The organism is Glutamicibacter sp. FBE19, from assembly GCF_015524875.1.
Lineage (GTDB): Bacteria > Actinomycetota > Actinomycetes > Actinomycetales > Micrococcaceae > Glutamicibacter > Glutamicibacter halophytocola.
Window position 1 is genome coordinate 112,484 of sequence record NZ_JACKQN010000010.1, and the last position, 24,567, is coordinate 137,050.

Consider the following 24,567-nt stretch of genomic DNA (forward strand, 5'->3'; position numbering starts at 1 on the left):
GCGGCTTGCTGGCTATAGTGGGTGCCATGTTCGCTTCTTTGCAGGCCTTGCTTTGGGGCACGGTAGCCGGATCGGCGCTGTTGCTGGGATCTGGCGCCGCCTGGTGGCTGAAAATTCCGAAGGTCTGGGTTTGCGCGATCATGGCCTTCGGCGCAGGAGTGCTGGTCAGTGCACTGAGCTTCGAGCTTGTACTCGAGGCCTTCGAAACTGGCGGGCTCCTGGCAACCGCGGCCGGTGTGGTGGTGGGCGCCGCGCTGTATTTCTCGGCCAATCGGGTACTGGCCTGGCGCACCACAAGGCGTCAAAAAGCCTCGGGCAGCGCTCGGGGCGGCGAACCTGCGGGCACCGCTTTGGCGGTGGGAGCCTTGATCGACGGCATTCCCGAATCCGTGGCACTGGGCCTGAGCGTTGTAGCTAGCGCGAGCATCAACCCCGCCATGCTCATTGCCATTTTCATTTCCAACATTCCCGAAGGGCTGGCCAGCACGGCTCAAATGAAGAGCGCCGGCCGCAAAGGTTCCTCGATTGCCCTTCTGTGGGGTTCCATCGCGATTTCTTGTGGGCTGGCTGCCTTTGTCGGGGCACTGGCCATGCAATCCATGCCTGAAGAAGCCCTGGCCTTCGCCACGGCAGTTGCCGCAGGTGGAATCCTGACCATGATTGCCGACTCGATGATTCCCGAAGCCTATTCTGTTGAACATGACTACACCGGGCTGCTGGTCACCGGAGGCTTCCTGTCGGCCTTCGCCCTGCATGTTCTGGGCGGATAGCAGAAAACTGGCATGATTAGGGCATGCCCCTAAGACGTAGTAGCCACAATCCTGCGCCAGCTACAGAAACCATTTACGCACCGCAATTCTTGGCCACCACCATGGGCATGTTTGTTCTGGTGTTCCTCGTTGCCTTTGAATCCATGGCGGTCACCACCGTGATGCCGATGGTTAGCGAACTGCTCAACGGCGAACGCTATTTTGCACTGGCCTTTGCCGCCCCGATTGCCAGTGGCATGCTCGGCATGGTTGCCGCCGGTGAAGTCACCGACCGCTGGGGACCGAAGCATCCCTTGTTCATTAGCGTCGCGATTTTCTGCGTGGGCTTGCTGATCTGCGGTTCCGCAGCGAATATGCCGATGCTTATTGGCGGGCGCATCCTGCAGGGCGTCGGAGGCGGTGCCATCACCGTGGCTATCTACGTGCTGATTGCCCGTGCCTATCCAGGCCAGCTGCATTCAAAAATCTTTGCACTCTTTGCCACCGCGTGGGTGCTGCCAGCGATGGTTGGCCCATGGCTGGCCGGCCTGATGGCGGTGCACCTCGGCTGGCGCTGGGTCTTTTCCGGCGTGGCCGTCTTGGTGATCGTCGCCTTCTGCGCAATGGTTCCGGTGCTCAATTCCCTGGATTCCGAGCGCAACCAGGAACTTGGTCCGGTATCGGTCAAGCGCCTGGGGCTTGCCGGGCTGACCGGGCTTGCCGTGATCTCCATGAATCTGCTGGGCAATTCGAACAGCCGCTGGTCGCTGGCCGGATTAGCGCTGGCGCTGGTGGTCGCATTGGTGGCGATTCGCCCGCTGCTGCCGCGTGGGACGTTCCTGGCGCGCCGCGGCCTGCCTGCTACCATCACCACCAGGATCTTCATTACCGGCGCCTTCTTCGGGGTGGAGGTTTATCTGCCCTATCTGCTTCGCGAGGACTACCAGCTCGCCCCGGACCGGGCCGGATTGATCCTGACGGCCTCGGCCCTTTGCTGGTCGATGGGTTCATGGCTCCAGGGAAGGCTGGGGGAGAAGGTCGCTTCCTCAACCTGCATCACCGTGGGCGCAGTGGCCGGGAGCGTGGCCATAGCCACCGCATTGGCCACCGCGCTCTTCCACCCGCCGGTGCTCGTGCTGGTGTGCGGCTGGGCGGTCGGAGGCTTTGGCATGGGGATGATTTTCCCCCGCCAAAACGTCAACATGCTGGCCTTGTCCACCAAGGAAGAACAGGGCTTCAACTCTTCGGCGATGTCCGTGGCGGACTCGCTGGGCAATGCCGGGGCCACAGCCATCGGCGGCGTGATCTTTGCGCTGGCCGCTGCAGGCACGGGCTTCGTTGCGGTCTTCAGCTTCAGCCTGGTCCTGGTCCTGGTTTTGATCGCCATTTCGCCGCGGACCAAGGGTGCCCCGGCCCTGGCAGCACGCTAGCCGCGCGGCAAGATCTCCAGGTGCGCCCTGGTTGGCTTCGCAAGATGCTGGTCGTACTCGCTGTGCTTGGCCACGTAGCCCTTGACATAGGGGCAGACCGCCACGATTTTCGCTCCGCTGGCGATGGTGTTCTGCAGCGCGAATTTCACCAGGACGCTGGCTAGTCCCTGTCCGGCGTAGTCCTCATCCACGGTGGTGTGGAAGAAGATCCGCTCGGTTCCTTCGGCTCCATCAAAGTCCCGGTAGTGTGCCGCGCCGATGATCTTGCCGTTATCGTCAAGGGCGAAGCGCTGGCGCTCGGGAAGGAAGACTGGCTGGATTTCACTCATGTTTGGTGTCCTTTGGGTCAGGAAGGGTTCACGCGCGGACGCAGGCGAACGGTGGGAAGGGCTGGGGCGGGCAGGGCCGCCGGGGTGCCAGGCGGAAACGGTCCGAAGCGATCCTCGGACGCATCTCCTGGTTCTGCTCCGATCTCGGCTTGCCACTGCGCGCGGAAGGCGAGGACTTCCTCGTGGGTGCGGCCCACAAAGTTCCACCACATCAAGATGTCTTCCTTCAATGGTTCTCCGCCGATGAGCAGGGCCAGCACCGGTTCGTCGCCGGAAGCCAGGCGCAGGGTGGTGGAACCAGTGCGCACGAACCCGAGATCGCGTGGGGCCAGCTGGTGCCCGTTGAGCTGCAGGGCGCCCGAATCCAGGAGGATTCCGTGCTCATGATGCTCCGGGACCAGGATCTCAATCTGGGTGTTCGGCTCCAGACGCAATTCAGCGCCGCCCAGCTCCGAGTGGGTCACGATCGGGGAGGCGGAGCGCTGCCCGGAGATTTCGTAGCTGCCCATGAAAACGGACATGGACCAGCCTGGCCCAGAGAGCGGTTCTGGCCGATAATTTTCAAAGGTGTGTTCCATGTCCCGGGCGTGCTCGGGCAGTGCAGTCCACAGCTGGGCGCCGTGCAGAATGGTGGTGCCATCGGTGAGGATTTCGGAGTGGCTAATGCCGTGCCCGGCGGTCATGAGGTTGACCTCGCCCGGGCGCACGGTGGCTTTGAAGCCTGCCGAATCCATGTGGTTGATTTCTCCGGTGAATAGCCAGGAGACCGTTTGCAGCCCGGTGTGGGGGTGGCGTGGAACGTTCATGCCGCCGGTGGCTTTGACGTCGTCGGGGCCGTAGTGGTCCAGGAAACACCAGGCACCGATGAGGCTGCGCTGCTTTTGCGGCAGGGTGCGGAATACTGTCATGGCCCGGGGACCGCCCAACGGGACCTCTCGAGGCGTCAAGACTTCAACCTCGGCATGGGATGTGACTTCACTGCAGTTGACTTCTGCCGGGCTGTGCTCGAGATTGCTCATAAGCCAAGGTTATTCACTGCACCGGGCTTTGGCTACAATCGACTGGCGGTTAGGCCGGGGTACGATCAAGGCACCGGTATTGCCCCGATTTCAAGGAGTTTGCAGCAACGTGGACAGCACTATTCTTCCGGAGGATGATCTTCTCAAGCTGGAAAAGCAGGTGTGCTTTGGTCTGGCGGTTGCCTCTCGAACGGTGATCTCTGCCTATAAGCCCGTGCTGGATCCACTGGGCCTGACCCACCCGCAGTACCTGGTGATGCTGGCGCTGTGGGATTCTGGCCCGATGAGCGCCCGTGAACTGAGCGAGCAGTTGCACCTGGATCCTGGAACACTGTCTCCGCTGGTCAAGCGGTTGGAGGCCGCCGGCCTGGTGGACAAATCCAAAAATCCGCAGGACGAGCGCGCAGTCGTCCTCCAGCCCACTGGCAAGGGTGCTGAACTTCGCAAGGAGGCGCTGAAAGTTCCGCTGCAGATGATGTCTCGACTCGAGCTATCAGAGAAGGACGTTGTCGAGCTCAGGGGCATCCTGGACCGCCTGATCGCCGCTGGCGTCAATGCGCCGAAGGAGTAGCCAGCCATTTAGTTGGTGCACCAACTAATAAGGTATGCTGGGACAAAAGCACCAACACCCACGCATACTGCAGAGGACCACTCGCATGGATGAATCTCCGCTGCCAATCATCACCGACACCACCGGGTTGAGCATTGGCTATCGCATTCTCTGGCGCCTGAAGTATTTGGGACTGAGCATTTTCGGTCCTGCGGAACGCCGCGTGGAAGCCAGCCCTCGCGAGCGGATCAAGTGGGACCGGGCCATGAAGGTCAAGGCGGCCCATGAGGCCGCGGGGACCCAGCCTGATGAGCAGACGCTGTACACGGCCAGCCGGCTGGAACCGCGTCGCCGCCAGCAGTAGCCAGACACACCATCTCCATGAGCAAGGCCACGTCGCCCAGGGTTGATCCGGGCACAGCTTCGCAGGGTGCGGCAAGAATGCCGCGATACCATTTAACTCATGGAATCGATGACTGAACTGGTGATCGCACGACAGTTTTCCGCCCCGAAAACCGCCGTGTGGGCAGCCTTCGTAGAACCCGAAATCATTGCCCAATGGTGGGGACCACAGGGGTGGGCCGTCAACGAGGAATCGGTTGTTTTTGAAGCCAAGGTCGGCGGCCGCCATGAACTGGAAATGGTTCAGATCGAAAACCCGGAGGCCAAGGTTCCACTCAAGGCCGTGCTGACTTCCTTCGATGAATACGAGTGCCTGGTCAGCGCCGATGGCCCGCATGAGATGACTCTTGACCTGGTCATTGAGACTCGTATCGAATTCAAGGAGTTTGCGGGGCAGACCATGCTGACCCTGACCCAGGGACCGCTGCCCTATGAAGTAGTTGATTCCAGCACCAAGGCTTGGCATTCCGCCTTGGGCAAGCTTGAAGCGCTGCTGGCCGAGTACTTCTAGATCTCTAACCCGATGGCCGGCTGCTGCACGAAGTAGCTGCGGATTTCCTTGATTTTTGCGGCTTTGGCGGCAGACGCGAATTTCAGCACATGGCTGAAGTGGACCACTGAATGTTCACTGTCGCAGGACCGGCCGTCGGCGCTTCCTTCTGGACCGTGGGTCAGCACGCTGAAAAACTGCACAGACCCGGCGGCCGGTGCTTCGAGTATCCACTGCCGCACCGCATCGAAGCCCTCCAAGGACCCTTTGCCCGCGATGTTCCACTGGATATCCTCTGAAAACCACTGTTCAAGCAGGGGCAGGTCTTTGCCATAAGCCGCAGCCAGGACGTCGGTAATGATCCGATGGCGTGGAGCGTTGCCGCAGGTTGCCGGAATCTCGACATGCATGGTTTCCTCCTAGCCTCGTCCGATATACGGCATGCCACCGGCCGTGATGGTGAATTGGTTGATTGAGGTGCCCAGGGGCACGCCGGCGATATAGGCGATGGCTTCGGCGGCCTGTTCCAACGGGAATGTCGGTTCAACAATCCGTTGCCCGCTGGGCTGCAGGGCGCCGTTATTCGCCCCGAAATCATCAAGCAAGTCGCTGGCCGTGTTGCCGATATCCACTTGAGTGGCACGGATCCGATGCGGGCGGCCATCAAGTTCCAAGGCCTTCGTTAGCCCCGCGATCCCGTGCTTGGTCACCGTGTAGGCCACCGATTTCACCCGTGGAACCTGTGCAGAAATCGACCCGTTGTTGATGATGCGGCCACCGCCGTTGGCCTTGAAGTGCGCAAAGGCGCTGCGTGCGGCGTTGATGGCTCCGGTCAGATTGATCTGGCACACCTGATCCCACTGTTCAGGGCTCAACTCGTCTATGGAAACCGAGGGGCCAAAGATGCCAGCGTTATTAAAGAGCACGTCGACAGTTCCAAAACGGTGTTGTGCTGCCGAGAACAGCTCATCGACGGCGCCGGGATCGGTGACATCGGCGGGATGAACCAAAGCCGAAGAATGGGACTGCGCGGTTTCTTCCAAGGTGGTCTTGGTGCGTCCCGCCAGAGCGACATTCCATCCCTGGGATAGGAGCAGGCGAGCCGTGGCGCGGCCGATGCCCGTGCCAGCGCCAGTGATCACGATTGTGCGGCCTTGCTCAACTGGGCGAGAGGACTGGGGCATCATTTCTCCTTGCAGGATTCCATCAACATCGGTGTTAACGTGCGTGCTCCCATCCTAGGAATCCGCGCTCGCAATGCCCAGCCGGTGTACCGGATGTTGCGTGACCACCAGATTTCTTGCGTTACAGTGAGCGATAAACTGGGTTTCTAATCCTGATGGCCCATGGCGAGGTGGCGGCAGTGCAAAAGGAATTCAATGATTCGGCGGCGACTGCGGATGAGCGAGCCGCGATGCTCAAGGAGCGCGTGTATGTCACCTTCACCGCGCTCGCCGTGATGATTGCTGCCGGTTCCCACGGTAGCGCCCCCACTGCTGGCGGTGCCGCGCTGAGCCTGGTGGTTACGGTGGCAGCGGTGCTGATGGCGGGCCTCGTTGCAGATGTCATTGCGCACTCCGCTATTCACGCCGCGTTGGTTACGCGAGCGGAGCTGAAGCATCTGCTCAAGGTGGTGTGGGGCGCAGCCGGTGCCGTTTTCGGCCCCTTGGCTTTGCTTGGGCTCAGCGCGCTCAATGTTCTTGAGGTTCCGCTGGCGTTGCACCTGGGCCAATGGTGGCTCGTTGCGGCGCTGGCCTTTTTTGCATTCCTGGCGATGCGTCGCATGCGCCTGGGCTTATGGCGCACTGCGGTGCTCATGCTGCTGCTGGCCGCGGTTGGCGTGGTGGTCATCTTGCTGCAATTGCTGGCGCATTCCTAAGCAAGCATGACCCGGGCTGCCGGCACTAGCGGTCGGTGGCCGACCCGAAAATCTTGTTCCACAGCGACGGTGCCGAGCTGGTGATTTTCGGCTGCCGAACAATATCGGGATCCAGATTGTCGATGGATTGGAACAGTCCCGTGCGCAAAGCCGCGGTGCCGCCCAGCGGGCGATTCCCTTCGGTTGGGCAGGTAATCTTTGTCTGGTTGATGGTGGCCATCGTTCCCTCCTTCGTGTTGCAACACTTCCGCATTGTGAAATCTATATTTTATCTAGTGAAACTAGTATGCGAGCTTCGAGGTGCCGTTGGCAAGGGGTCTGAGCAAATAGTTTCCGGGCTACGTGAAAGCCTCGAAACAAAATAAGGGCGTGTAAATTTTTTGGTTTTGCTCTTGACGCACCCGCTGTGAAATGGATTACAGTTGAGCAACAAGGTTCCACGAAACCAGCATCGAGTCGAAACCGAAATCAATATTTTCGGTGGTAAGGGTGTTCAGCCAAGGTCCGTGGAATGTCGACCGATGAAATGAGCTGATCACCCGATGCACCTCGACGCATTCAACGAACTCTCCGCAGCTGAAGCCGAAGCCCTTCTTCGGCCCTGCGTTGATGCAGACCGTTGGATCCACGAACTGATCTCGGCTCGTCCCTTCGCAACTCGGGACGAGCTGACTTCTTATGCCATGAATGGCATCGCCCCCTTTGATCCGCAGGAGCTGGACGCCGCTTTGGCGCAGCACCCCCGCATCGGTGAACGTGCCGAGGGCCAAAGCAAAGAAGCAGATCTTTCTCGTGGTGAGCAGGCCTCGCTGAACCTGGACGACGATGCCGCCGCGCGCTTGAAGGTGGCAAACCGGAACTACGAACAGCGATTCGACCGCGTGTTCCTCATCCGTGCCGCGGGTCGCAGCACCGAAGAAATCCTGGCCGAATGCGAACGCCGACTGGACAACGACGAAGCAACCGAACTTGCCGAAGCCGCCACGCAGCTACGCGAAATCGCGGTCCTTCGGCTCAACGACCTCCTTACCAAATAATTCCCTCCGACTATTAGGAGACGACCATGGCAGATGGCAGCGCAGAACGCAGTCACATCACCACCCACATACTCGACACCGGGACCGGGAGGCCTGCCTCCGGTGTCAAGGCCACGCTGGAAGCCAAGACGGCATCCGGCTGGCAAGAAATCGGAACAGGTTCAACCGATGCCGATGGACGCATCAAGAACCTTGGACCGATACAGGTTGAAGAAGGCCGCTACCGGATTTCTTTTGAAACCGGGGACTACTTCGGGAAGCAGGGAACGGAAAGCTTCTTCCCCGCGGTAAGCATCGATTTTTTCGTGAACAACGTCGATGAGCATTACCACGTACCTCTTCTTATCAGCCCGTTTGCCTATTCCACATACCGAGGGAGTTAGAACAATGACTACCGAAATCACCGCCCCAGCCCAGACCAAGATCGTGCTCGGATCCAACCAGTACGGCAAGGCGGAAGTTCGCCTGGTCAAGATCACCCGCGACACCGATCGCCATCAGATCCAGGACCTGAATGTCACCAGCCAGTTGCACGGCGACTTCACCGCCGCGCATCAGGACGGCGACAACGGCCGTGTCGTCGCCACCGACACCCAGAAGAACACCGTCTACGGGCTGGCCCGCAACGGCGTTGGAGCCATCGAGGAGTTCCTGGTGCAGCTCGGCGAGCACTTCACCGGAGAATTCGACTGGATCACCGGAGGCCGCTGGGCAGCCCAGCAGTTCTTCTGGGACCGCATCAACGACCACGACCACGCCTTCTCGCAGAACAAGTCCGAGGTCCGCACCGCAGTGCTGGAAATCGACGCACAGGGCAAGAAGTCGATCGTTGCTGGTCTTGAAGACCTCACGGTCCTGAAGTCCACTGGCAGCGAATTCCACGGCTTCCCACGGGACAAGTACACCACCCTGAAGGAAACCACGGATCGCATCCTTGCCACCGACGTGACCGCACGCTGGCGCTACACCGAGGAGGCTGTCACCGAAGGCATCGACTTCGACGGAGTATATGCCTCGGTGCGCAACCTGCTGCTGACCCACTTCGCGCAGACCCACTCCTACGCACTGCAGCAGACCATGTTCCAGATGGGCCAGGCAGTGCTTGAAGCCCATCCGGAAATCGCCGAAATCAAGATGTCCCTGCCGAACAAGCACCACTTCCTCGTGGATTTGGAAGCCTTCGGCCAGGACAACCCCAACGAGGTCTTCTTCGCTGCCGATCGCCCCTACGGCTTGATCGAAGCGACCATCACCCGTGAAGGCACCGAGGCGAATCACCCAATCTGGGCCAATATCCCGGCATTTATCTAACCTGACAGCGTTGAGGGTGTGCCGGTGCGGACACACCGGCACACCCTTGGCAGCGACTGACGTAGGAGGTCAGCCTTGAGCGCTACACCTGATGAATCTACCAAAGCCATCCGGCCTGAGGACGCAAAACTTTCCGTCGGGAAGAGTTTTGCCTATGGCTTGCAGCATGTTTTGACCATGTACGGCGGCATCATCGCCCCACCACTGATCATTGGCAACGCAGCTGGCGTCTCACCGGCAGAGATCGGTCTCTTGGTAGCGTGCTGCCTCTTCGTTGGCGGACTGGCCACTATTCTGCAAACCGTCGGCATCCCGTTCTTCGGAGCGCAACTGCCACTGGTTCAGGGCACGTCCTTCGCGTCCGTGGCCACGATGGTGGCCATCGTCAATGGTGGCGGGGGTATCCAGGCGGTCTTCGGCGCCGTGCTGGTCGCAGCGCTCATCGGCTTCCTCATTGCCCCGTTCTTCGCCCGAATTATCCGCTTCTTCCCGCCGGTAGTCACCGGCGTGGTCATCACGATGATCGGCATCTCGCTGACCCCGGTGGCCGCCAACTGGGCCATGGGCGGGGACGCCAAGGCCGATGACTACGGTTCGTTGTCAAACATCGGGCTGGCCGCTGGAACGCTCCTGGTAGTCCTGCTGCTGTCCAAGGTCGGCAATGCCGCGATCTCCCGGATGTCGATCTTGCTGGCCATCGTGCTGGGCACGGTAGCTGCAGCGTTGCTGGGCATGGCGGATTTCTCCCAGGTCGGGAACGGCGCGATTTTCGCCTTCCCGCAGCCGCTGGCCTTCGGCATGCCGGTGTTTGAAATCGGCGGCATCATTTCCATGACCATCGTGGTGCTGGTGATTTTGACGGAAACGACCGCGGATATCCTCGCGGTGGGCGAGATTGCCGGGTCAAAGATTGATTCCAAGCGCATCGCCAACGGCCTTCGCGCCGATATGGCTTCCTCCGCTGTGGCACCGATCTTCAATACCTTCACCCAGTCGGCCTTCGCCCAGAATGTCGGACTGGTGGCCATCACCGGCATCACCAGTCGTTTCGTGGTGGCAGCCGGTGGCGGCATCCTGGTGGTGCTCGGACTGTTGCCGGTCCTCGGACGCGTGGTCGCAGCCATCCCGACTCCGGTGCTTGGCGGCGCAGGCATCGTGCTCTTCGGCACGGTAGCGGCCTCGGGAATCCGAACTTTGTCCAAGGTGAAGTACGACGGCATGAACCTGGTGATTGTCGCGGCCTCGATTGCCTTCGGCTGCATTCCAATCGTGAAAACTGACTTCTACGCAGGATTCCCGACTTGGTTTGAGACCATCTTCCATTCCGGAATTTCTTCAGCAGCCATCATGGCGGTACTCCTGAACTTGCTGTTCAACGAATTCACTTTCGGAAATACCAAGAATGCTTCGGTGTTCTCAGCGGCACCGCCGCGGATGGTCAAGCGGGACGAAATCTGTGGCTTGATCGAAGGAGATCATTTTGAAAACGGCAAGCTGATCGACAAGGAAGGCTACGAAATTCCTGTCGTCTCGCCGGATGAATTCGAGAAGATTCAAACCGGGCAAATCCAGATGCCCCTGCCAAAACTGAATCAGCCTGGCCTAGAGCACTGATAACTTGGGATGCAGCCGACAGAATCATCTGTCGGCTGCATCTTTTTGTGAACCGTGGATCAGTTGATGAACACGTTGTTTATGGCGTCATTGGTCTTGTCCAACGTGGACGCCGGCTTGCGATTGGCCCATAGATCCTCCATCGCCGGAATGATCAGGGCGGTCACATCGGCGCCATAATCGGTCACTGGCAAGTAGAACGTATTGCCTTCTTTCACAGGACCGGTAAATGCCTCTGGATCCAATCCCTGTTCCGCATAGATCTTCGAAGTTATCTCGGTTGCATCCCGCCGCGAGGGGAAAACAACGCCCGCCTTGGCAACGATGGTTTGGCATTTCTCACCGGCCATATAGGCCACCCAACGAGACGCGGCTTCAGGATTGTCGCTGCTTTTCACCACTGAGTCGGCGAGGCCGTTGATGGCGGACTTGCTCGTCCCATCCGGGCCCTTGGGCAAACGGGCTGCGCCGATCTTCGTTTCGCCCGAGGCATACGAGGCGTTCATCCAGGCCCCATCGGTGACCATGGCAACCGAACCAGAGGTAACCTGTCCGATCACGCCATCGGCAGAGTTGAACTGGCCGTAGCGTGGCATGAAACCCTTGTCTGAGAGGCCGAAATACCAGTCGAGGGTCTCATGGATTTTTGGATCGTCGTAGTTGTAGTGGGTTCCCCACAACGGCTGGTTTGTTGCTTGCCACCCATTGGTAGCCGCGAAGCCGGCCCACTGCGATTGTCCAGCGTTATCCCCGCCGGCGCTGGACAGCCCGAGGCCGTACACCTTGACGTTGTTCTTGTCGAAGCCTGGCTCGTCGCCGCGCACTCCATTCGCGTCAATGCTCAAGTGTGCAACGAGCTTCTCAAAACTGCCGCCGTCGGACGGGCTCCATTGGGAATTGGAGACATCTTCAGCCTTAACACCGGCTTCGGCGAAGATCTTCTCGTTGTAGTACACAGCGATGGTGTCCCAATCCTTGGGCATGCCGTACTGCTTGCCGTCTTGCCCGGTCCACAGGTCCTTGAGCCCGTCCTGGAAGGCGCCTTGGTCCACCCCTTGGATGTCCTTGAAACCATCGAGGGGAGCCAGAACATCCAGCGAAACGAATTGCGGATACTTCGACACGTGGTTGGTAAAGGTGTCGGGTCCTGTGCCGGCAATGAAGCTCGCGGTGAGCTTGCTCCAGTAGTCATCCCAGCCGTACTGGGTGATCTTGACCTTCAGCTCGGGATTCTCCTTTTCAAACTGGGTGGCGCATTTTTGGTACGCCGGCAGCTGGCTGGTGTCCCACAGCCAGTAGTCGATGGTGTTGGAGGACGAAGAATTCTCGACGTCAGCGGCGCATCCTGTCAGAGCCAACGCAGCGGTGGCGAGCACCGCAGCCATACGGCGTCCGCGGGTGGAGGAACGAAGTTGAGTGGGTTTCATGACAATCTCCTATTTGATGCCGCTGAAGCCGATGGAGTTAACGATGCGCTTGGCGAAGACACCGAAGAGAACAATCATTGGCAGTGCCGCGATGAGCGTTGCCGCCATAAGCCCGGCCCAGTCAGTTCCCGATTGCGGAGACTGGGAACGGAAGACGCCCAAGGCGACGGTGAGCACCCGCGAAGAATCCGTGTACGAGACCATCAAGGGCCAGAAGTAGTCATTCCACGAAGTGATGTAAGTCAGGATTCCCAGGGTGGCAATTGGCGAACTGGACATCGGAAGAACCACGCGGAAGAAGATCCCCACCTTGGAGACTCCATCAAGCAAAGCAGCCTCTTCGATTTCCTTGGGCACATTCAGGAAGAACTGCCGGAAGAAAAATACCGCAAAAGGGGTCATGAACATGGTGGGCAGCGCAATTCCCACAAGGTTGTCGATCAGGCCTAGTTGCTTGATCAAGACAAAGTTTGGCAGCAGGGTGAAAATCGAGGGAACCATCAGGCCGCCGATGAAAATGGCAAAAACCTTGTCTCGTCCAGGCCAGGTCAAGCGGGAAAAAGCGAAGGCTGCCATCGCGGAGAACGCCAATTGGCACACGGTGATAAGTGTTGAGACAAATACCGAGTTCAGCAGGTACCGCCAGAAATTCAGCTGCGTGCCCGACCCGCCTTCGGCAATTGCCTGCTCCGTGTCCTGCAGGCCCAATACCCGCTCAAAGGCGCCCAGGGTGAATTCTGGCGGCAACCAGGAAGCCGGATTGGCCTGCAGCCCGGGATTGGTGGACAGTGCGGTGCGCAGCATCCAATAGAAGGGGAACAGGGTGACGATAATGACCAGGATCATGACCGCCCAGGCCACAATTCGTCCCGGTGAGACCTTCCGGCGATTTTTTGTAAGCTTTGGTGCCACATCCATCGCTGCGCGTCGAGCTGTTGTTGTTGTCATGGTGAACCGCCGTTAGTTCATGTCGCTAGACCCGGCGCGGGTCAAGCGGAATTGGATGAAGGTGATGATGCCTAGCACGAGAAGCAGGGCTACAGACATGGCCGAGGCATATCCAAACTGGAAACGTCCGAAGGCAACGTCATAGATGTAGAGCTGCAGGACGTTGGTGGCGTTGGCCGGACCGCCCCCGGTGGTCACCGCGACGGTGTCGAATACCTGGAAGGAGCCGATGACCGTCATGATGAGCACCAGTGCAAGGATGGGGCGAAGCAGCGGCACTGTTATCGAGAAGAAGGACCGGAATTCGCCGGCTCCGTCTAGCTTGGCTGCTTCAAAAACATCGTTGGGCAGCATCTGCAGACCGGCAAAGATCAACAGCGCCGTGTAGCCGACGTGGCGCCATACGTTGATCAACGCGATGGTTGGAATCGCCCAGGTTTCATCGGAGAGGAAGCCAATCTTGTCCACGCCAATCCACTCGAGAATCTGGTTGGCTACACCAAACTGGACATCCAATACCCACAAGAAGACGATCGCCGTGACCACGTTGGACACCAGGTAGGGCATGAGCACGATGCCGCGCAGAATTGTGGACTGCGTTAATCGGTGCATGAGCAGCGCAATGAGCAGTGCGACCGCTGTCTGCAAGCCAATATTGATCACCACATATTCGACGGTGACCCGCATGGATTGCCAAAATACGGGGTCGCCGAACATGCGCGTGTAGTTGGAGAAGCCGACAAATTCGGCGGGGGTCAGCAAGTTGTAGGAGGTGAAGCTGAGCCAGATTCCCCGCAGGGTTGGCCAGACCAGAAACACGAGAAAGCCAATGGCTGCTGGAGTCAGGAAGATCAGGGCCAGGCGCAAGTCCTGGCGTGAACGGCGGCTGCGCTTTGCGGCGCCCAATGAACGGTAGGGGGCGGTGGAACTCATTTGGATCCTTCATTGCTGACGGCGCGCAGGTGCAGGATGCGCAGTGATTCTGGGTTGAGCCAGGGGCTGAAGACTCCGGCTTTTTGCAGCCCTGCTCCATTGAGCGTGGCTGGTTCCTCCACTGGCCACCAGCCTGGCAAACGCATGTTCAATTCGCGGTGAGCGGACTGCGGGTGGCGCTTCTGGTACTCGGCGCTCGCCGGGAATCCGGGTGTGACGTCGACGATTTCGTAGTTCAAGGAGTTATCCAGCCCGGCAAATCTGAACTTCCCGATGGGATCCGTGTCCGCCAGGGCCAGGCTCACGACGGCAAAGAGCGCTTCGGTGCGGTCTTGGCTGACGACTCCGTGGATGTCCAAAGAGGAATCGAACTGGTCAACGCGCACGAGGCGCCCGGTGTGCAGCAGCTCGCGATGCAGCTTGTGGAATTCAATCCAGGCTCGCAGTTCCTGCATGTCCTCCAGATCAGCTTCTGTCAGGTCCCACTCGATGCCCATATGTCCCCAGAATGCGGTGCCGGCACGGTAGTGCAAGCTGTGATTGCGGTGGGTGGTGTGCGATGCGCCCGAGGCAACATGCGACCCCATGAGTTCTGCGGGGATCAGCTGCTGGGTCCAACGGTGGATCTGCTGGCGCTCGAATGGATCAATGTCGTCAGATGCCCAGACGCGGTCCGTGTATTCCAGGACTCCGAGATCCACGCGGGCACCGCCTGAGGAGCAGGATTCGATTTCCAGCTCGGGGAAGCGTTCCTTGAGCTCGGCCATCAGCCGGTACGCGGCGTGGGTCTGGGCATGCACAGATGCCTTGCCAGTGAGCTGATTGCCGGCTTCAAGCAAATCGCGGTTGTGGTCCCACTTGATGTAGGCAATGTCGTGGGCCTCAAGTACGGCAACCATCTGGTCGCGCACGTGCGCGTAGGCTTCTTCAATGGCCAGGTTCAGCACTTGCTGGTTTCGGCTTTCATGCGGAAGCCGGCCGCTGGGCGCCATGATCCATTCGGGATGGCTGCGGGCAACCTCGGAATCCACGTTGACCATTTCTGGTTCAAACCACAGGCCGAACTCCATGCCCAAGGAGGTGACGTGCTCAATCAAGGTGTTCAGGCCCTGCGGCCATACCTCGGGTGACACGGTCCAGTCGCCGAGGCCTGAGGTGTCATCCCGGCGTGAGCCGAACCAGCCGTCATCAAGTACATAGCGTTCTACGCCAAGTTCCGCAGCGCGATCAGCCAGCAGCTTGAGCTTGGTTTCGTCGTGGTCGAAGTACACCGCTTCCCAGACATTGAGTGTGACTGGACGGGCGCGACGCGGGTGCGCGGGGCGGGCGCGCAGCCAGCTGTGCAGCCGGTGGGCCTGATCATCCAAGCCGTCGCCGTAGACACCGTAGATCCACGGGGTGCTCAGGCTCTCGTCCTGGTTGAGCTCGATTTCTCCGGGCATCAGCAATTCGCTGGCGCCAAGCGCGCGGTTGCCATCGTAGAGTTTTTCGGCCCACACGCGCTGATTGCCTGAATATCCCAGGTGCAGGCCCCAAAGCTCTCCGCTGGCAAAATTGAACCCTGGTTCTCCAACGTTCAGCACATAGCTGGAGTCGGCTCCGGTGCGCCCCTTCCGGTTTTCGCGCAGGTGGGTGCCGATGGTGAGTTCGCGACGTTGTGGAACGCGTTCTTTGCCCCAGTGGCCGGCGAAGTCGAGGATTTCGCTGGCATTGGTAGGCAGTGGGAGCAGCAGCCCAAGCTCATGGACCTGATACGTGCTGGCTTCGGTATTGCGCAACGTCCCACGGGCCCTGAGGACTCCCTGTTCGGTGAGTTCGATATCAACGTCCAGCTCAAGTCCGGACTCGGTGTCCGAGGCGTTGACGCTCAACGTGGCGGCGGCAGCGGTTGTCAGCTCTCCGGCCAGGCGGGCCTTTTGCGTATCTGCGGTTTCGAGCGTTGCCGAAGAAACAGTGAACTGTGGCGACCAGTCCCGACCTGCCCGGGTGCCACTGAGCCCGGGGCGTCCTGCCCAGCCGGCGTGCTGGGAGCCGAGGATGTCTGCGCGCACCGCCAGGTCCTGGTTGTTCGAGGTGAGGTGGTTGATGTTGGCGTCAGCGAGGCTGCGAGCCTGATGGGAATTCAGCTCTCCGAGGCTGGCGCCCCAATGAACGATGGATGGCAGTTGTTGCCAGCCAAGATCGATCAGCACTGACACGTTGCCACTGTTCAAATGAACAAGGCGCTGTGCGTCAATGTTTAGTTGTTCCGCATGATGAGTCATGGTGCGTTCCTCTTTGAGTAGCGTAGGGCAACGTTGTCAGTTGGTGTGCGTTAGATCATAATAGAATGAACATAATCAAACAACAAGGGTGTTGAAATAAACAGACTTGTGTTTATATTGTGAAGACGAACCAACAGTGTCGCGCTGTGGCGAGGAAGATATGGAGACCCTGTGAGTGAGAACCTGCCCGGCCGTCGCCGACAACTGATTCTTGAGCGCGTGCGCGCTGCCGGAGCGGCCAAGGTTGCGGACCTTGCCGCCGAATTTGGCGTATCAGACATGACGGTGCGACGTGACCTCAACCAGTTGGTCAAAGACGGAGAGCTGCACAAAGTTCACGGTGGCGCCGAGTTGCAGCCCGGATCTTCGGCGGATGAGCCGGGGTTCCACAGCAAATCTGCTCTTCAGCTGCCTGAAAAGGCAGCCATTGCAACGGCGGCTGCCAAGCTGGTTGAACCAGGAATGTCGGTCTCCCTAACCTCGGGAACCACCACTTTTGCGCTGGCACGAGCCTTGCGCCAGATCCCGCGCATCACTGTCGTGACCAACTCGCCACGCATCGCCGACCTGCTCCAAGACGCTCCTGCAGAAGGCCAAACCGTTCTCTTAACCGGTGGCCTGCGCACCGTGTCAGATGCCCTGGTGGGGCCCTTGGCGACGGCAGCGATTTCTTCCCTGCACGTGGACCGATGCTTCATGGGTGTCCACGGATTCAGCATCGAGGATGGCCTGAGCACGCCAAACATGATGGAAGTCGAAGTAAACCGCCTCTTCCTGGAACGCAGCAACAGCCGCATCTTGCTGGCCGACCATAGCAAGTGGGGCACCAAGGGCCTGTATCGAATTGCTGAACTCGACGCCATCGACACCCTCATTACCGATGACGCCCTGTTGCCAGCGGACGTCGAAGCCCTTGCCGAACACATTCAAGACCTGAGACTGGAGAAAGCCTGATGGCAGCCGAGAACCTAGCGTCCACAATTCACGCCGGACAGTGGGCCAGCCATCGCTTGGCCGATGGCCGGGAAGCCGTGTTCTTCGCGGACGCGGGCCACGCGCTTCCCAAGCAAATCACTGATGAACGCGAACTGGATCCTCGAGGCGAACCCGGTGAACTGCGCTATGACCGGCTGACCGGCGACTGGGTGGCCGTGGCAGCGCACCGCCAGTCGCGCACCTACCTTCCGCCCAAGGACCAGTGCCCGCTGTGCCCGAGCGTTGATGGGCGGCACAGCGAGATCCCCACCGAGGATTTCAACGTGGTGGTCTTTGAAAACCGCTTCCCATCCCTCGGACCAGCCCTTGGCCAGCTGCCAATGCCATCAACGGATGCCCAGCTTCCAGACGCACCGCACAGCGCCGTAGGGCGTTGCGAAGTCGTAGTTTTCACTCCTGATCACGCAGGCTCCTTTGGCTCCTTGAGCGATACCCGTGCCCGTACAGTTGTGGAAGCGTGGGCGCAGCGAACCCGCGAGCTCTCGGCCCTGGACGGCATTGAACAAGTATTCATTTTTGAGAATCGCGGCCAGGATATAGGTGTCACCCTGCATCACCCGCACGGCCAGATTTACGCCTATCCGTACGTGACGCCGACAGCCAAGAAAATTGCTGCGCAGGCCCGCGAATACTACGAGAATACGCACAAGACCTTGCTGGGGCAGATCCTGGAATCAGAGATCAACGACGCAGATCGCATTGTCGCTCGTGGTGAGCATTTCACCGTTTTTGTTCCCTATGCAGCACGATGGCCGTTGGAAGCCCACCTCGTCCCGCACCGGCATGTGCCGGATTTTGCGGCCTTGACCGAAGAGGAAAAAGACGAATTGGCGATCATGTATCGGGATCTGCTGCGCCGTTTTGACGCGCTCTATGACACGCCAACCCCATACATCGCAGCCTGGCACCAAGCACCGCTGAATGAAGCAGACCGGGCCGCCACTCGATTGCACCTTCAGCTGACCAGCCCGCGGCGAGCCGAAGACAAGTTGAAATTCTTGGCCGGATCCGAGGCAGCCATGGGCGCCTTCATCAATGACATTACGCCGGAACAGACAGCAGCAAGACTGCGCGAGGTAAACCTATGAACAACAGCGACAGCCCGGAAACGGCACAACGAATTGCCAACTTGCGGCAGAAGTTTTTCAAGCTTTATGGTCATCACCCCGAGGGCATCTGGCGTGCGCCGGGACGCGTGAACCTGATCGGCGAGCACACCGACTACAACATGGGCTACGTCCTGCCCTTTGCCATCGACAAGAATGCCCTGGTGGCCATCCGGCGCAAATCCCAGCTGGAGCCGGAGCCGAACATCCTGAGTTTTGCATCAACGTATGGCCAAAACACGTCTCCCGAAGTCACCAGCGTTCCAGTCGATGGCCTCGCGCCAACTTCCATTTCCGGCTGGGCTGCTTATCCTGCGGCGGTGGTGTGGGCGTTGAACCAGCTGGAGGGTGTCGAGCTGGCCGGTTTTGAGTTGCTGGTGGATTCTGATGTTCCGGTGGGTTCGGGGCTGTCTTCTTCCCATGCGCTGGAAGTCGGAACGATTGTTGCGCTCAACGACCTTTATGAGCTGGGGTTGTCGCTCACGCAGATGGCGCAGTTGACGCAGCGGGCTGAGAATGAGTTTGTGGGTGCTCCGACGGGGATCATGGATCAGAGCGCTTCGCTGATGTCCCATGCTGATCATGCGTTGTTCCTGGATTGCCGTTCCATGGATTCCCGGGCGGTGCCGTTGCCGTTGGCGCAGAATGATGCTGTGGTGTTGGTGATTGATACTCGGGTGGAGCATTCGCATGTTGATGGCGGGTATGCGGCCCGCCGGCGCAGCTGCGAAGAAGCCGCCGCGGCTCTGCAGGTTTCCTCGTTGCGCGAGGTCGGCAGCGTTCTTGAGCTCGAGGATGTCGAGGACCCCTTGGCTCGACGCCGCGCAAAGCACATTGTCACCGAGAACCAGCGGGTTTTGGAAACCGTGGCTGCCCTCGAAGCAGGCGACCTGGAAGCGGTAGGCAAGCTCTTGTACCAATCCCATGTATCCATGCGTGATGACTACGAGATTTCCTGTGAAGAACTGGATGCAGCGGTCGAAGCATCCTTGAAGGCTGGCGCAATTGGCGCACGAATGACCGGCGGCGGTTTTGGCGGAAGCTCCATCGCGCTGATCAAGCGCGACCACATTGCATCGGTCAGCCAAGCGGTTAATGACGCATTTGCGAAGGCCGGATTTGAAACCCCAAATATTTTCACTGTCATAGCTGATGAAGGAGCGGGCAGGGCATGAGCTGGCTGGTAACCGGAGGAGCCGGATATATCGGGTCGCACGTGGTCCGTTCACTTTCCAAAGCTGGAATGGACCCGGTCATCGTTGACTCCATGTCCAGTGGCGTACGTCGATTTGTCCCGGAGGACCTGCCGTTCTATTCGGCCAGCGTCTTGGATGCCGACAAGCTCGCCGAAATCATGGACCGGCACGAGATCACCGGGGTAATCCACCTGGCGGGTTACAAATATGCTGGTGAATCGGTGAAAAATCCTCTGTTGGCCTTTGAGCAGAACGTCACCGGCACCGCTCACTTGCTCCAGGCCATGGAGCAGTCAGGCGTGCAGAATATGGTGTTCTCCTCATCGGCAGCGGTGTATGGCACGCCAGCAGCAGCCATTGTCACCGAGGACACGGGAACGTTTCCGGAATCTCCCTACGGGCAGAGCAAGCTCATCGGCGAATGGCTGATTCGCGACCAGGCGGTAGCCAGGGGCCTGAAGCACACGTCATTGCGCTACTTCAATGTGGTCGGTTCGGGCAGCGAGGATCTCTACGACGCGAGCCCGCACAATCTCTTCCCGCTGGTGTTCGCCGCGCTGAACGGCTCGCGAACGCCAAAGATCTTTGGCACCGACTACGACACCCCCGACGGCACCTGCGTGCGCGACTACGTGCACGTCGCCGACCTGGCCCTTGCCCACGTGGCAGCGGCCCGGAAGCTGGAAGCCGGACAGGAACTGGAACCGGTCTACAACCTGGGCTCCGGGGATGGGGTTTCGGTGCGCCAGATCATGGATGCCGTTGCCCGCGTCACCGGCATCCCATTCACCCCGATCGAGGAACCGCGCCGTGCCGGGGACCCGGCCCGGATCGTGGCCGACGGGAAACTGGCCGCCCGCGACCTGGACTGGGCCATGCGCCACAGCCTGGAGCAGATGGTCGCCAGCGCCTGGAAGGCCTCGGGGTCCCGGGCCTGAGAACAGGCCCGGGCTCAGCAGGGCGCGGCTACAGCGCGCCCTGCGACATCCCGGCAGGCAGCGGGGTCATCTTGGTGACCTGTGCCGGGGCGGCAAGGAACGGCTCGATGAGCGAACCGAGGCGTTCCACAGCAGGCCCGGCGCCGTGGGCGTCCAGGTCGGCATGGGTGGTCCACTTCTCCAGCATCGTGATGGTGCCGTCTTCGGCATCGTGGATCGCGTAGAGCTCGCAGCCTTGTTCTTCATGAACGGCCGGGATGGCTTCGCGCAACGCGGCGATCAGCTCATCCTTGGCGCCCTCGCGGGGCGTGAAGACGGCGGTGACGATGGTCGTGGTCATATTCGCTGTTCCTGATTCTTTGCAGATTGCCCGGATCGCGCTGCCTGTGGCGGCGCTTTCGCCAGCCTATCGGCCGCGGCAAGACAACTCGGGGTGCCCCGCCAATGGCGGGGCACCCCATATTGCCTCTTCAGCCCTGGCGCTAGCGCATGCCGGCGCTTTCGGCTTCCAGCTCGCGGGAGCGATCGCGGGCCACCTCAAGCACGGCCACCGCCCGCCCGGCCAGCGTGCCCCGGCCGCCCGGTGCATCCTCCCCGCCGATGACCTGGCCCTCGAAGCCTTCCAGGCTCAGCTCGGTGTTGGTCCGGTTGATCAGGAAGGCGTAGTCGGCCTCCTCGCCGCGGCGCAAGGCGAACTCAACCTGGCCGCGCAGCTGTTCGGGCAGTTCGGACTCGATGCCTGCGGCCTCCAGCAGCTTGTCCAGGACCGCCGCGCGGGACTCGGCATCCAGCCGGGTCGCCACGTAGCTGGCGCTGCCGGACTCCAGGGCGCGGCGGGTGACCGCTGGCAACCCGCCGAGCTCCTCGTCCTGCTCAAAGGTGGCGAGCACCGCGACCTCTTGCGCGATGACATCCACGATCTCGGTCCACAGCTCGCCCTGGCCCGGCACTGCGCCAAGGGATACCGATTCGCCGTGGTGCAAGGGGCGGAACTCCTCGACCCGGATGCCCAGCACCTCGCGCAGGGCGCCGGGGTAGCCGCCCAGCCAGGCATGGTCATTTTCATCGACGATGCCGGAGAAGTAGGTGGTGACCAGGTGCCCGCCGGACTGGGCGTAGTCCTCCAGGCGCCCGGCCAGGGGCCGCGGCACCGAATACAGCACCGGCGCAATCACCATGTCGTATCCGGAGAAGTCGTGGCTGGCTGGCACCACATCGGCACGCACGCCGGCGTCGATCAGCGCGCACCACCAGGCGAAAGCCTCGTCGCGGTAGCGCAGCCGGTCGGTGGGGTGCGAGTCCAATTCGCTGCCCCACCAGGACTGCCAATCGAACAGGATCGCCACGCGGGAGGGTGCACGGCCGCTGCCCAGGACCGGGCCGAGCTGGCCCAGGCGCTGGCCCAGGGCCACCACGTCGCGGAAGATCCGCGAGTCAGCGCCGGCGTGCGGCACCATGGCCGAGTGGAACTTCTCCGCTCCCGCGGCGGACTGGCGCCACTGGAAGTAGCAGACCGCGTCGGCGCCATGGGCCACATGGGTCAGCGAGTCGCGGGCCAGCTCTCCCGGGGCCTTGGGCCGGTTGACCGGCTGCCAGTTCACCGCGCTGGTGGAATGCTCCATCAGGAACCAGGGTTCCCCATGCGCCACCCCGGAGGTCAGCGCCGCCGAGAAGCCCAGCTCGTCTCGCGAGCGGCCCACCGGCTGGCGGTAGTGGTCGTTGGAGACGAAGTCCACTTCCTGCGCCCAGTCGGCGTAGTCGGCGAATCCGGTATCGCCCATGATCATGAAGTTGGTGGTGACCGGGATGTCGGGGGTGATGCGGCGCAGCACCTGGCGCTCGGCAACCAGGTACCCCTTTAACGCGTCGGAGCTGAAGCGGGCGAAGTCCAGTTGCTGGGTGGGGTTCGGGAAGGCGGCGGCCTGCCGCGGCGGCAGGATGTGCTCGAAGCTGCCGTACTGCTGGGCCCAGAAGGCGGTGCCCCAGGCGTGGTTCAGCGCCTCGATGCTGCCATAGCGTTCGCCCAGCCAGAGCCGGAAGGCCGCCGCGGCGTCATCGGAGTAGTCGTAGGCGTTGTGGCAGCCCAGCTCGTTGTTCACATGCCAGGCCACAATCGCCGGGTGGTCCTTGTAGCGTTCGGCCAGCTTTTCCACCAGCGCGAGCGCGTACCCGCGGAACACCGGGCTGGTTGGGCGCCAGTGCTGGCGGCCGCCCTGCCACAGGGTGTGCCCTTCGCTGGTCACCGGCAGAATTTCGGGGTGCTTGATGCTCAGCCAGGCCGGCGGCGAGGCGGTGGCGGTGGCCAGATCCACGCCGATCCCGTTGGCGTGCAGCAGCTCCAGCACCTCGTCGAGCCAGGCGAAGTCCCAGCTGTCCTCGGTGGGCTGCAGCTTGGCCCAGGAGAAGATCGCGACGCTGACCACGTCCACCCCTGCCTGGCGCATGAGCTCGACATCTTCTTCCCAGACCTCGCGGGGCCACTGCTCGGGGTTGTAATCGGCGCCGAAGGAAAGGCGCGGCTGCTTCGAATCGGGAGTTCGCAACCAGCGGTGGTGTTGCATGTAGTGGCCTCCTGGCTCACGTCGGGGAAAGGTGTGGTGTTCGGCCGCGGCGGTGGCCGCGATGGAGCGTGGCTACTTGGCGGTGAAGCCCTGGTCGGTGGCGTAGCCCTTCAGGGCGTCCTGCCAGCCCGCCAGCCCATCGCCCAGGGTGGTGTCGCCGATGTAGGCCTTGCCCACGGTGTCGTTGAAGATGCTGTTGGCGTAGGCCTGGAACGGCAGGTAGGACCAGCCTTCGATCACCGAGGCGGAGGATTCGGAGAGGACCTTGTTGATCTGCTGCCCGCCGAAGTAGTCGAACTTGCGATTCAGGAACTTTTCATCTTCCAGGTCCTTGGTGGTGGCCGGGAAGGCGCCCTGCTCGATGCGCAGGTCAGCGCCCTCGCCGACGGTGGCGAACTGCAGGAAGTCATAGGCCAGGGCGGCTTTTTCGCTGTTCTCCATAATGCTCAGGCCGCTGCCGCCGTTTTCCGCGGTGGCCATGGTGCCGTCTTCCCACTGCGGCATCGGGGCTACCCGCCAGTCTCCGGAACCATCTGGCACGCCGGATTCCAGGTTGGCTGGCATCCACGCGCCGGTCACCAGGGAGGCGATCGTCCCGTCGCCCAGGCCCTGGTACCACTGGTCGCTCCAGGAGGTGATCGGGGCGACCAGCTCGTCATCGAGCAGCGGCTGCCACAGCTGTGCGACCTTTTTGCTGCCTTCATCGGCCAAATCGATGCCCACCTCGGTGCCCTGGGTGTTGAACGGCTTGCCTCCGGCCTGCCAGATCAGCGAGGTGATGAAGCCGGCATCGCCGGTGTCGTTGACCATGTAGGCCTTGGGATCGGCCTGGTGCAGCTTGCGGGCCGCCGCGGCATACTCCTCCCAGGTTTTCGGCACTTGGATGTTGTGCTTCTCGAAGAGGCTCTGGTTGTAGAACATCGCCATGGGCCCGGAGTCCATGGGCAGCCCGTAGACCGAGCCGTCGGTGCTCATCCCTTCCCAGGGGCCGGTGGCGAACTGGCTGGCCAGCTGGTCCGCGCCGAATTCGTTCAGCTCGGCCAGGGATTCGCCGAGCTCGAACTGGCCCATGGCGAAGTATTCGATCTGCGCCAGGTCCGGTCCGCCGGAGCCTGCGCTGATGGCGTTCTGCAGGGCGGTGTACTGGTCATTGCCGGTGCCGACGTTCACCAGGTCGATCTTCACCTCGGGGTGTTCGGCCTCGTAGGCATCGACCACCGCGTCGAGCGTGGGCTCCCACGCCCAAATGGTCAATTCCCCGCCCTCGGCGGCGGCCTCGCTGGGGTCCTGGCTGCCGCCGCAAGCGGTGAGCCCGAGGGTTGCGGACAGTGCCAAGGCGGTGCCGGTGAGCAGGCGGCGGCTGGTCTTAGAAGACATGTTGGTGTTTC

26 protein-coding genes are annotated in these 24,567 nt (G+C 60.9%); 14 read left to right on the forward strand and 12 right to left on the reverse strand.

The window, feature by feature from the left end:
* The first annotated feature begins 26 nt into the window (after window positions 1–26).
* Window positions 27–770, forward strand: a complete 744-nt coding sequence (locus H6F58_RS14935; protein ID WP_195182064.1) for a ZIP family zinc transporter — start codon at window positions 27–29, stop codon at window positions 768–770.
* Between the two features lie 23 nt (window positions 771–793).
* A complete protein-coding gene (locus H6F58_RS14940; RefSeq protein ID WP_195182065.1) occupies window positions 794–2,179 on the forward strand; it encodes an MFS transporter in 1,386 nt (461 codons plus the stop codon).
* Here H6F58_RS14940 and H6F58_RS14945 read toward each other — a convergent pair.
* Both H6F58_RS14945 and H6F58_RS14950 read right to left on the reverse strand, forming a co-directional pair.
* The gene (locus H6F58_RS14945) at window positions 2,176–2,508 is read right to left on the reverse strand and encodes a GNAT family N-acetyltransferase (protein WP_146277122.1); all 333 of its coding nucleotides are present in this window, start codon (window positions 2,506–2,508) and stop codon (window positions 2,176–2,178) included. The two genes, H6F58_RS14940 and H6F58_RS14945, sit on opposite strands and share 4 nt — an antisense overlap.
* A gap of 17 nt (window positions 2,509–2,525) precedes the next feature.
* Entirely contained in the window at window positions 2,526–3,527 is a 1,002-nt protein-coding gene (locus H6F58_RS14950; RefSeq protein ID WP_195182066.1) for a pirin family protein, read from the reverse strand.
* A gap of 109 nt (window positions 3,528–3,636) precedes the next feature.
* Between H6F58_RS14950 and H6F58_RS14955 the strand changes: the two genes are divergently transcribed.
* From H6F58_RS14955 to H6F58_RS14965, 3 genes are all read left to right on the forward strand, one after another.
* On the forward strand, window positions 3,637–4,098 hold the full coding sequence (locus H6F58_RS14955; RefSeq protein ID WP_195182067.1) for a MarR family transcriptional regulator: 462 nt from the start codon (window positions 3,637–3,639) through the stop codon (window positions 4,096–4,098).
* Window positions 4,099–4,183: 85 nt separating this feature from the next.
* Window positions 4,184–4,441 carry a hypothetical protein gene (locus tag H6F58_RS14960; RefSeq protein WP_060703185.1) on the forward strand — a complete coding sequence of 86 codons (258 nt, stop codon included), beginning with the start codon at window positions 4,184–4,186 and terminating at the stop codon, window positions 4,439–4,441.
* A gap of 99 nt (window positions 4,442–4,540) precedes the next feature.
* On the forward strand, window positions 4,541–4,990 hold the full coding sequence (locus tag H6F58_RS14965; RefSeq protein ID WP_084793338.1) for an SRPBCC domain-containing protein: 450 nt from the start codon (window positions 4,541–4,543) through the stop codon (window positions 4,988–4,990).
* Here H6F58_RS14965 and H6F58_RS14970 read toward each other — a convergent pair.
* Window positions 4,987–5,379, reverse strand: coding sequence for a hypothetical protein (locus H6F58_RS14970; protein ID WP_195182068.1), 393 nt, complete (start codon window positions 5,377–5,379; stop codon window positions 4,987–4,989). The two genes, H6F58_RS14965 and H6F58_RS14970, sit on opposite strands and share 4 nt — an antisense overlap.
* A 9-nt stretch (window positions 5,380–5,388) precedes the next feature.
* Window positions 5,389–6,156 carry an SDR family oxidoreductase gene (locus H6F58_RS14975; RefSeq protein ID WP_244652621.1) on the reverse strand — a complete coding sequence of 256 codons (768 nt, stop codon included), beginning with the start codon at window positions 6,154–6,156 and terminating at the stop codon, window positions 5,389–5,391.
* 176 nt (window positions 6,157–6,332) lie between these two features.
* On the opposite strand from H6F58_RS14975, the gene H6F58_RS14980 reads away from it, so the two are divergent.
* Window positions 6,333–6,848, forward strand: coding sequence for a hypothetical protein (locus H6F58_RS14980; RefSeq protein ID WP_146277112.1), 516 nt, complete (start codon window positions 6,333–6,335; stop codon window positions 6,846–6,848).
* Between the two features lie 25 nt (window positions 6,849–6,873).
* Here H6F58_RS14980 and H6F58_RS14985 read toward each other — a convergent pair whose 3' ends face one another.
* On the reverse strand, window positions 6,874–7,068 hold the full coding sequence (locus H6F58_RS14985; protein WP_146277111.1) for a hypothetical protein: 195 nt from the start codon (window positions 7,066–7,068) through the stop codon (window positions 6,874–6,876).
* A gap of 322 nt (window positions 7,069–7,390) precedes the next feature.
* On the opposite strand from H6F58_RS14985, the gene uraD reads away from it, so the two are divergent.
* The 4 genes from uraD to H6F58_RS15005 all read left to right on the forward strand — a co-directional run bounded on the left by uraD (window position 7,391) and on the right by H6F58_RS15005 (window position 10,810).
* Entirely contained in the window at window positions 7,391–7,885 is a 495-nt protein-coding gene (uraD, locus tag H6F58_RS14990) for a 2-oxo-4-hydroxy-4-carboxy-5-ureidoimidazoline decarboxylase (RefSeq protein ID WP_195182069.1), read from the forward strand.
* Between the two features lie 26 nt (window positions 7,886–7,911).
* Window positions 7,912–8,268, forward strand: coding sequence for a hydroxyisourate hydrolase (gene uraH, locus H6F58_RS14995; protein WP_060703179.1), 357 nt, complete (start codon window positions 7,912–7,914; stop codon window positions 8,266–8,268).
* A gap of 4 nt (window positions 8,269–8,272) precedes the next feature.
* Window positions 8,273–9,196: a factor-independent urate hydroxylase gene (gene pucL / locus H6F58_RS15000; protein ID WP_146277105.1), complete on the forward strand. Its 924-nt coding sequence runs from the start codon at window positions 8,273–8,275 to the stop codon at window positions 9,194–9,196.
* 75 nt (window positions 9,197–9,271) lie between these two features.
* Window positions 9,272–10,810: a nucleobase:cation symporter-2 family protein gene (locus tag H6F58_RS15005; protein ID WP_236995222.1), complete on the forward strand. Its 1,539-nt coding sequence runs from the start codon at window positions 9,272–9,274 to the stop codon at window positions 10,808–10,810.
* Window positions 10,811–10,869: 59 nt separating this feature from the next.
* On the opposite strand, the gene H6F58_RS15010 is transcribed toward H6F58_RS15005, so the two are convergent.
* From H6F58_RS15010 to H6F58_RS15025, 4 genes are read right to left on the reverse strand one after another with little or no spacing between them, the layout of a single operon-like run.
* Window positions 10,870–12,237 carry a sugar ABC transporter substrate-binding protein gene (locus H6F58_RS15010; RefSeq protein WP_195182070.1) on the reverse strand — a complete coding sequence of 456 codons (1,368 nt, stop codon included), beginning with the start codon at window positions 12,235–12,237 and terminating at the stop codon, window positions 10,870–10,872.
* A gap of 9 nt (window positions 12,238–12,246) precedes the next feature.
* A complete protein-coding gene (locus H6F58_RS15015; protein ID WP_206693726.1) occupies window positions 12,247–13,185 on the reverse strand; it encodes a carbohydrate ABC transporter permease in 939 nt (312 codons plus the stop codon).
* Between the two features lie 12 nt (window positions 13,186–13,197).
* The gene (locus tag H6F58_RS15020) at window positions 13,198–14,118 is read right to left on the reverse strand and encodes a sugar ABC transporter permease (RefSeq protein WP_195182071.1); all 921 of its coding nucleotides are present in this window, start codon (window positions 14,116–14,118) and stop codon (window positions 13,198–13,200) included.
* Window positions 14,115–16,382, reverse strand: a complete 2,268-nt coding sequence (locus H6F58_RS15025; RefSeq protein WP_195182072.1) for an alpha-galactosidase — start codon at window positions 16,380–16,382, stop codon at window positions 14,115–14,117. Before H6F58_RS15025 ends, H6F58_RS15020 begins: the two co-directional genes overlap by 4 nt.
* A gap of 171 nt (window positions 16,383–16,553) precedes the next feature.
* Here H6F58_RS15025 and H6F58_RS15030 point away from each other — a divergent pair, with 171 nt between their 5' ends.
* The 4 genes from H6F58_RS15030 to galE are packed head-to-tail and all read left to right on the forward strand — an operon-like array spanning window position 16,554 to window position 20,618.
* Window positions 16,554–17,336 carry a DeoR/GlpR family DNA-binding transcription regulator gene (locus H6F58_RS15030; protein ID WP_195182073.1) on the forward strand — a complete coding sequence of 261 codons (783 nt, stop codon included), beginning with the start codon at window positions 16,554–16,556 and terminating at the stop codon, window positions 17,334–17,336.
* Window positions 17,336–18,466, forward strand: coding sequence for a galactose-1-phosphate uridylyltransferase (gene galT, locus H6F58_RS15035; protein WP_195182074.1), 1,131 nt, complete (start codon window positions 17,336–17,338; stop codon window positions 18,464–18,466). The genes H6F58_RS15030 and galT overlap by 1 nt, the downstream gene beginning before the upstream one ends.
* Window positions 18,463–19,659, forward strand: a complete 1,197-nt coding sequence (gene galK, locus H6F58_RS15040; protein ID WP_195182075.1) for a galactokinase — start codon at window positions 18,463–18,465, stop codon at window positions 19,657–19,659. Before galT ends, galK begins: the two co-directional genes overlap by 4 nt.
* A complete protein-coding gene (gene galE, locus H6F58_RS15045) occupies window positions 19,656–20,618 on the forward strand; it encodes a UDP-glucose 4-epimerase GalE (protein ID WP_195182076.1) in 963 nt (320 codons plus the stop codon). The genes galK and galE overlap by 4 nt, the downstream gene beginning before the upstream one ends.
* A 28-nt stretch (window positions 20,619–20,646) precedes the next feature.
* Here the strand turns inward: galE and H6F58_RS15050 are convergent, their stop codons facing one another.
* The 3 genes from H6F58_RS15050 to H6F58_RS15060 all read right to left on the reverse strand — a co-directional run bounded on the left by H6F58_RS15050 (window position 20,647) and on the right by H6F58_RS15060 (window position 24,556).
* Window positions 20,647–20,958 carry a putative quinol monooxygenase gene (locus H6F58_RS15050; RefSeq protein WP_195182077.1) on the reverse strand — a complete coding sequence of 104 codons (312 nt, stop codon included), beginning with the start codon at window positions 20,956–20,958 and terminating at the stop codon, window positions 20,647–20,649.
* Window positions 20,959–21,100: 142 nt separating this feature from the next.
* Window positions 21,101–23,179, reverse strand: coding sequence for a beta-galactosidase (locus H6F58_RS15055; protein WP_195182078.1), 2,079 nt, complete (start codon window positions 23,177–23,179; stop codon window positions 21,101–21,103).
* A gap of 72 nt (window positions 23,180–23,251) precedes the next feature.
* Window positions 23,252–24,556, reverse strand: a complete 1,305-nt coding sequence (locus tag H6F58_RS15060; RefSeq protein ID WP_195182079.1) for a sugar ABC transporter substrate-binding protein — start codon at window positions 24,554–24,556, stop codon at window positions 23,252–23,254.
* Window positions 24,557–24,567 lie beyond the last annotated feature (11 nt).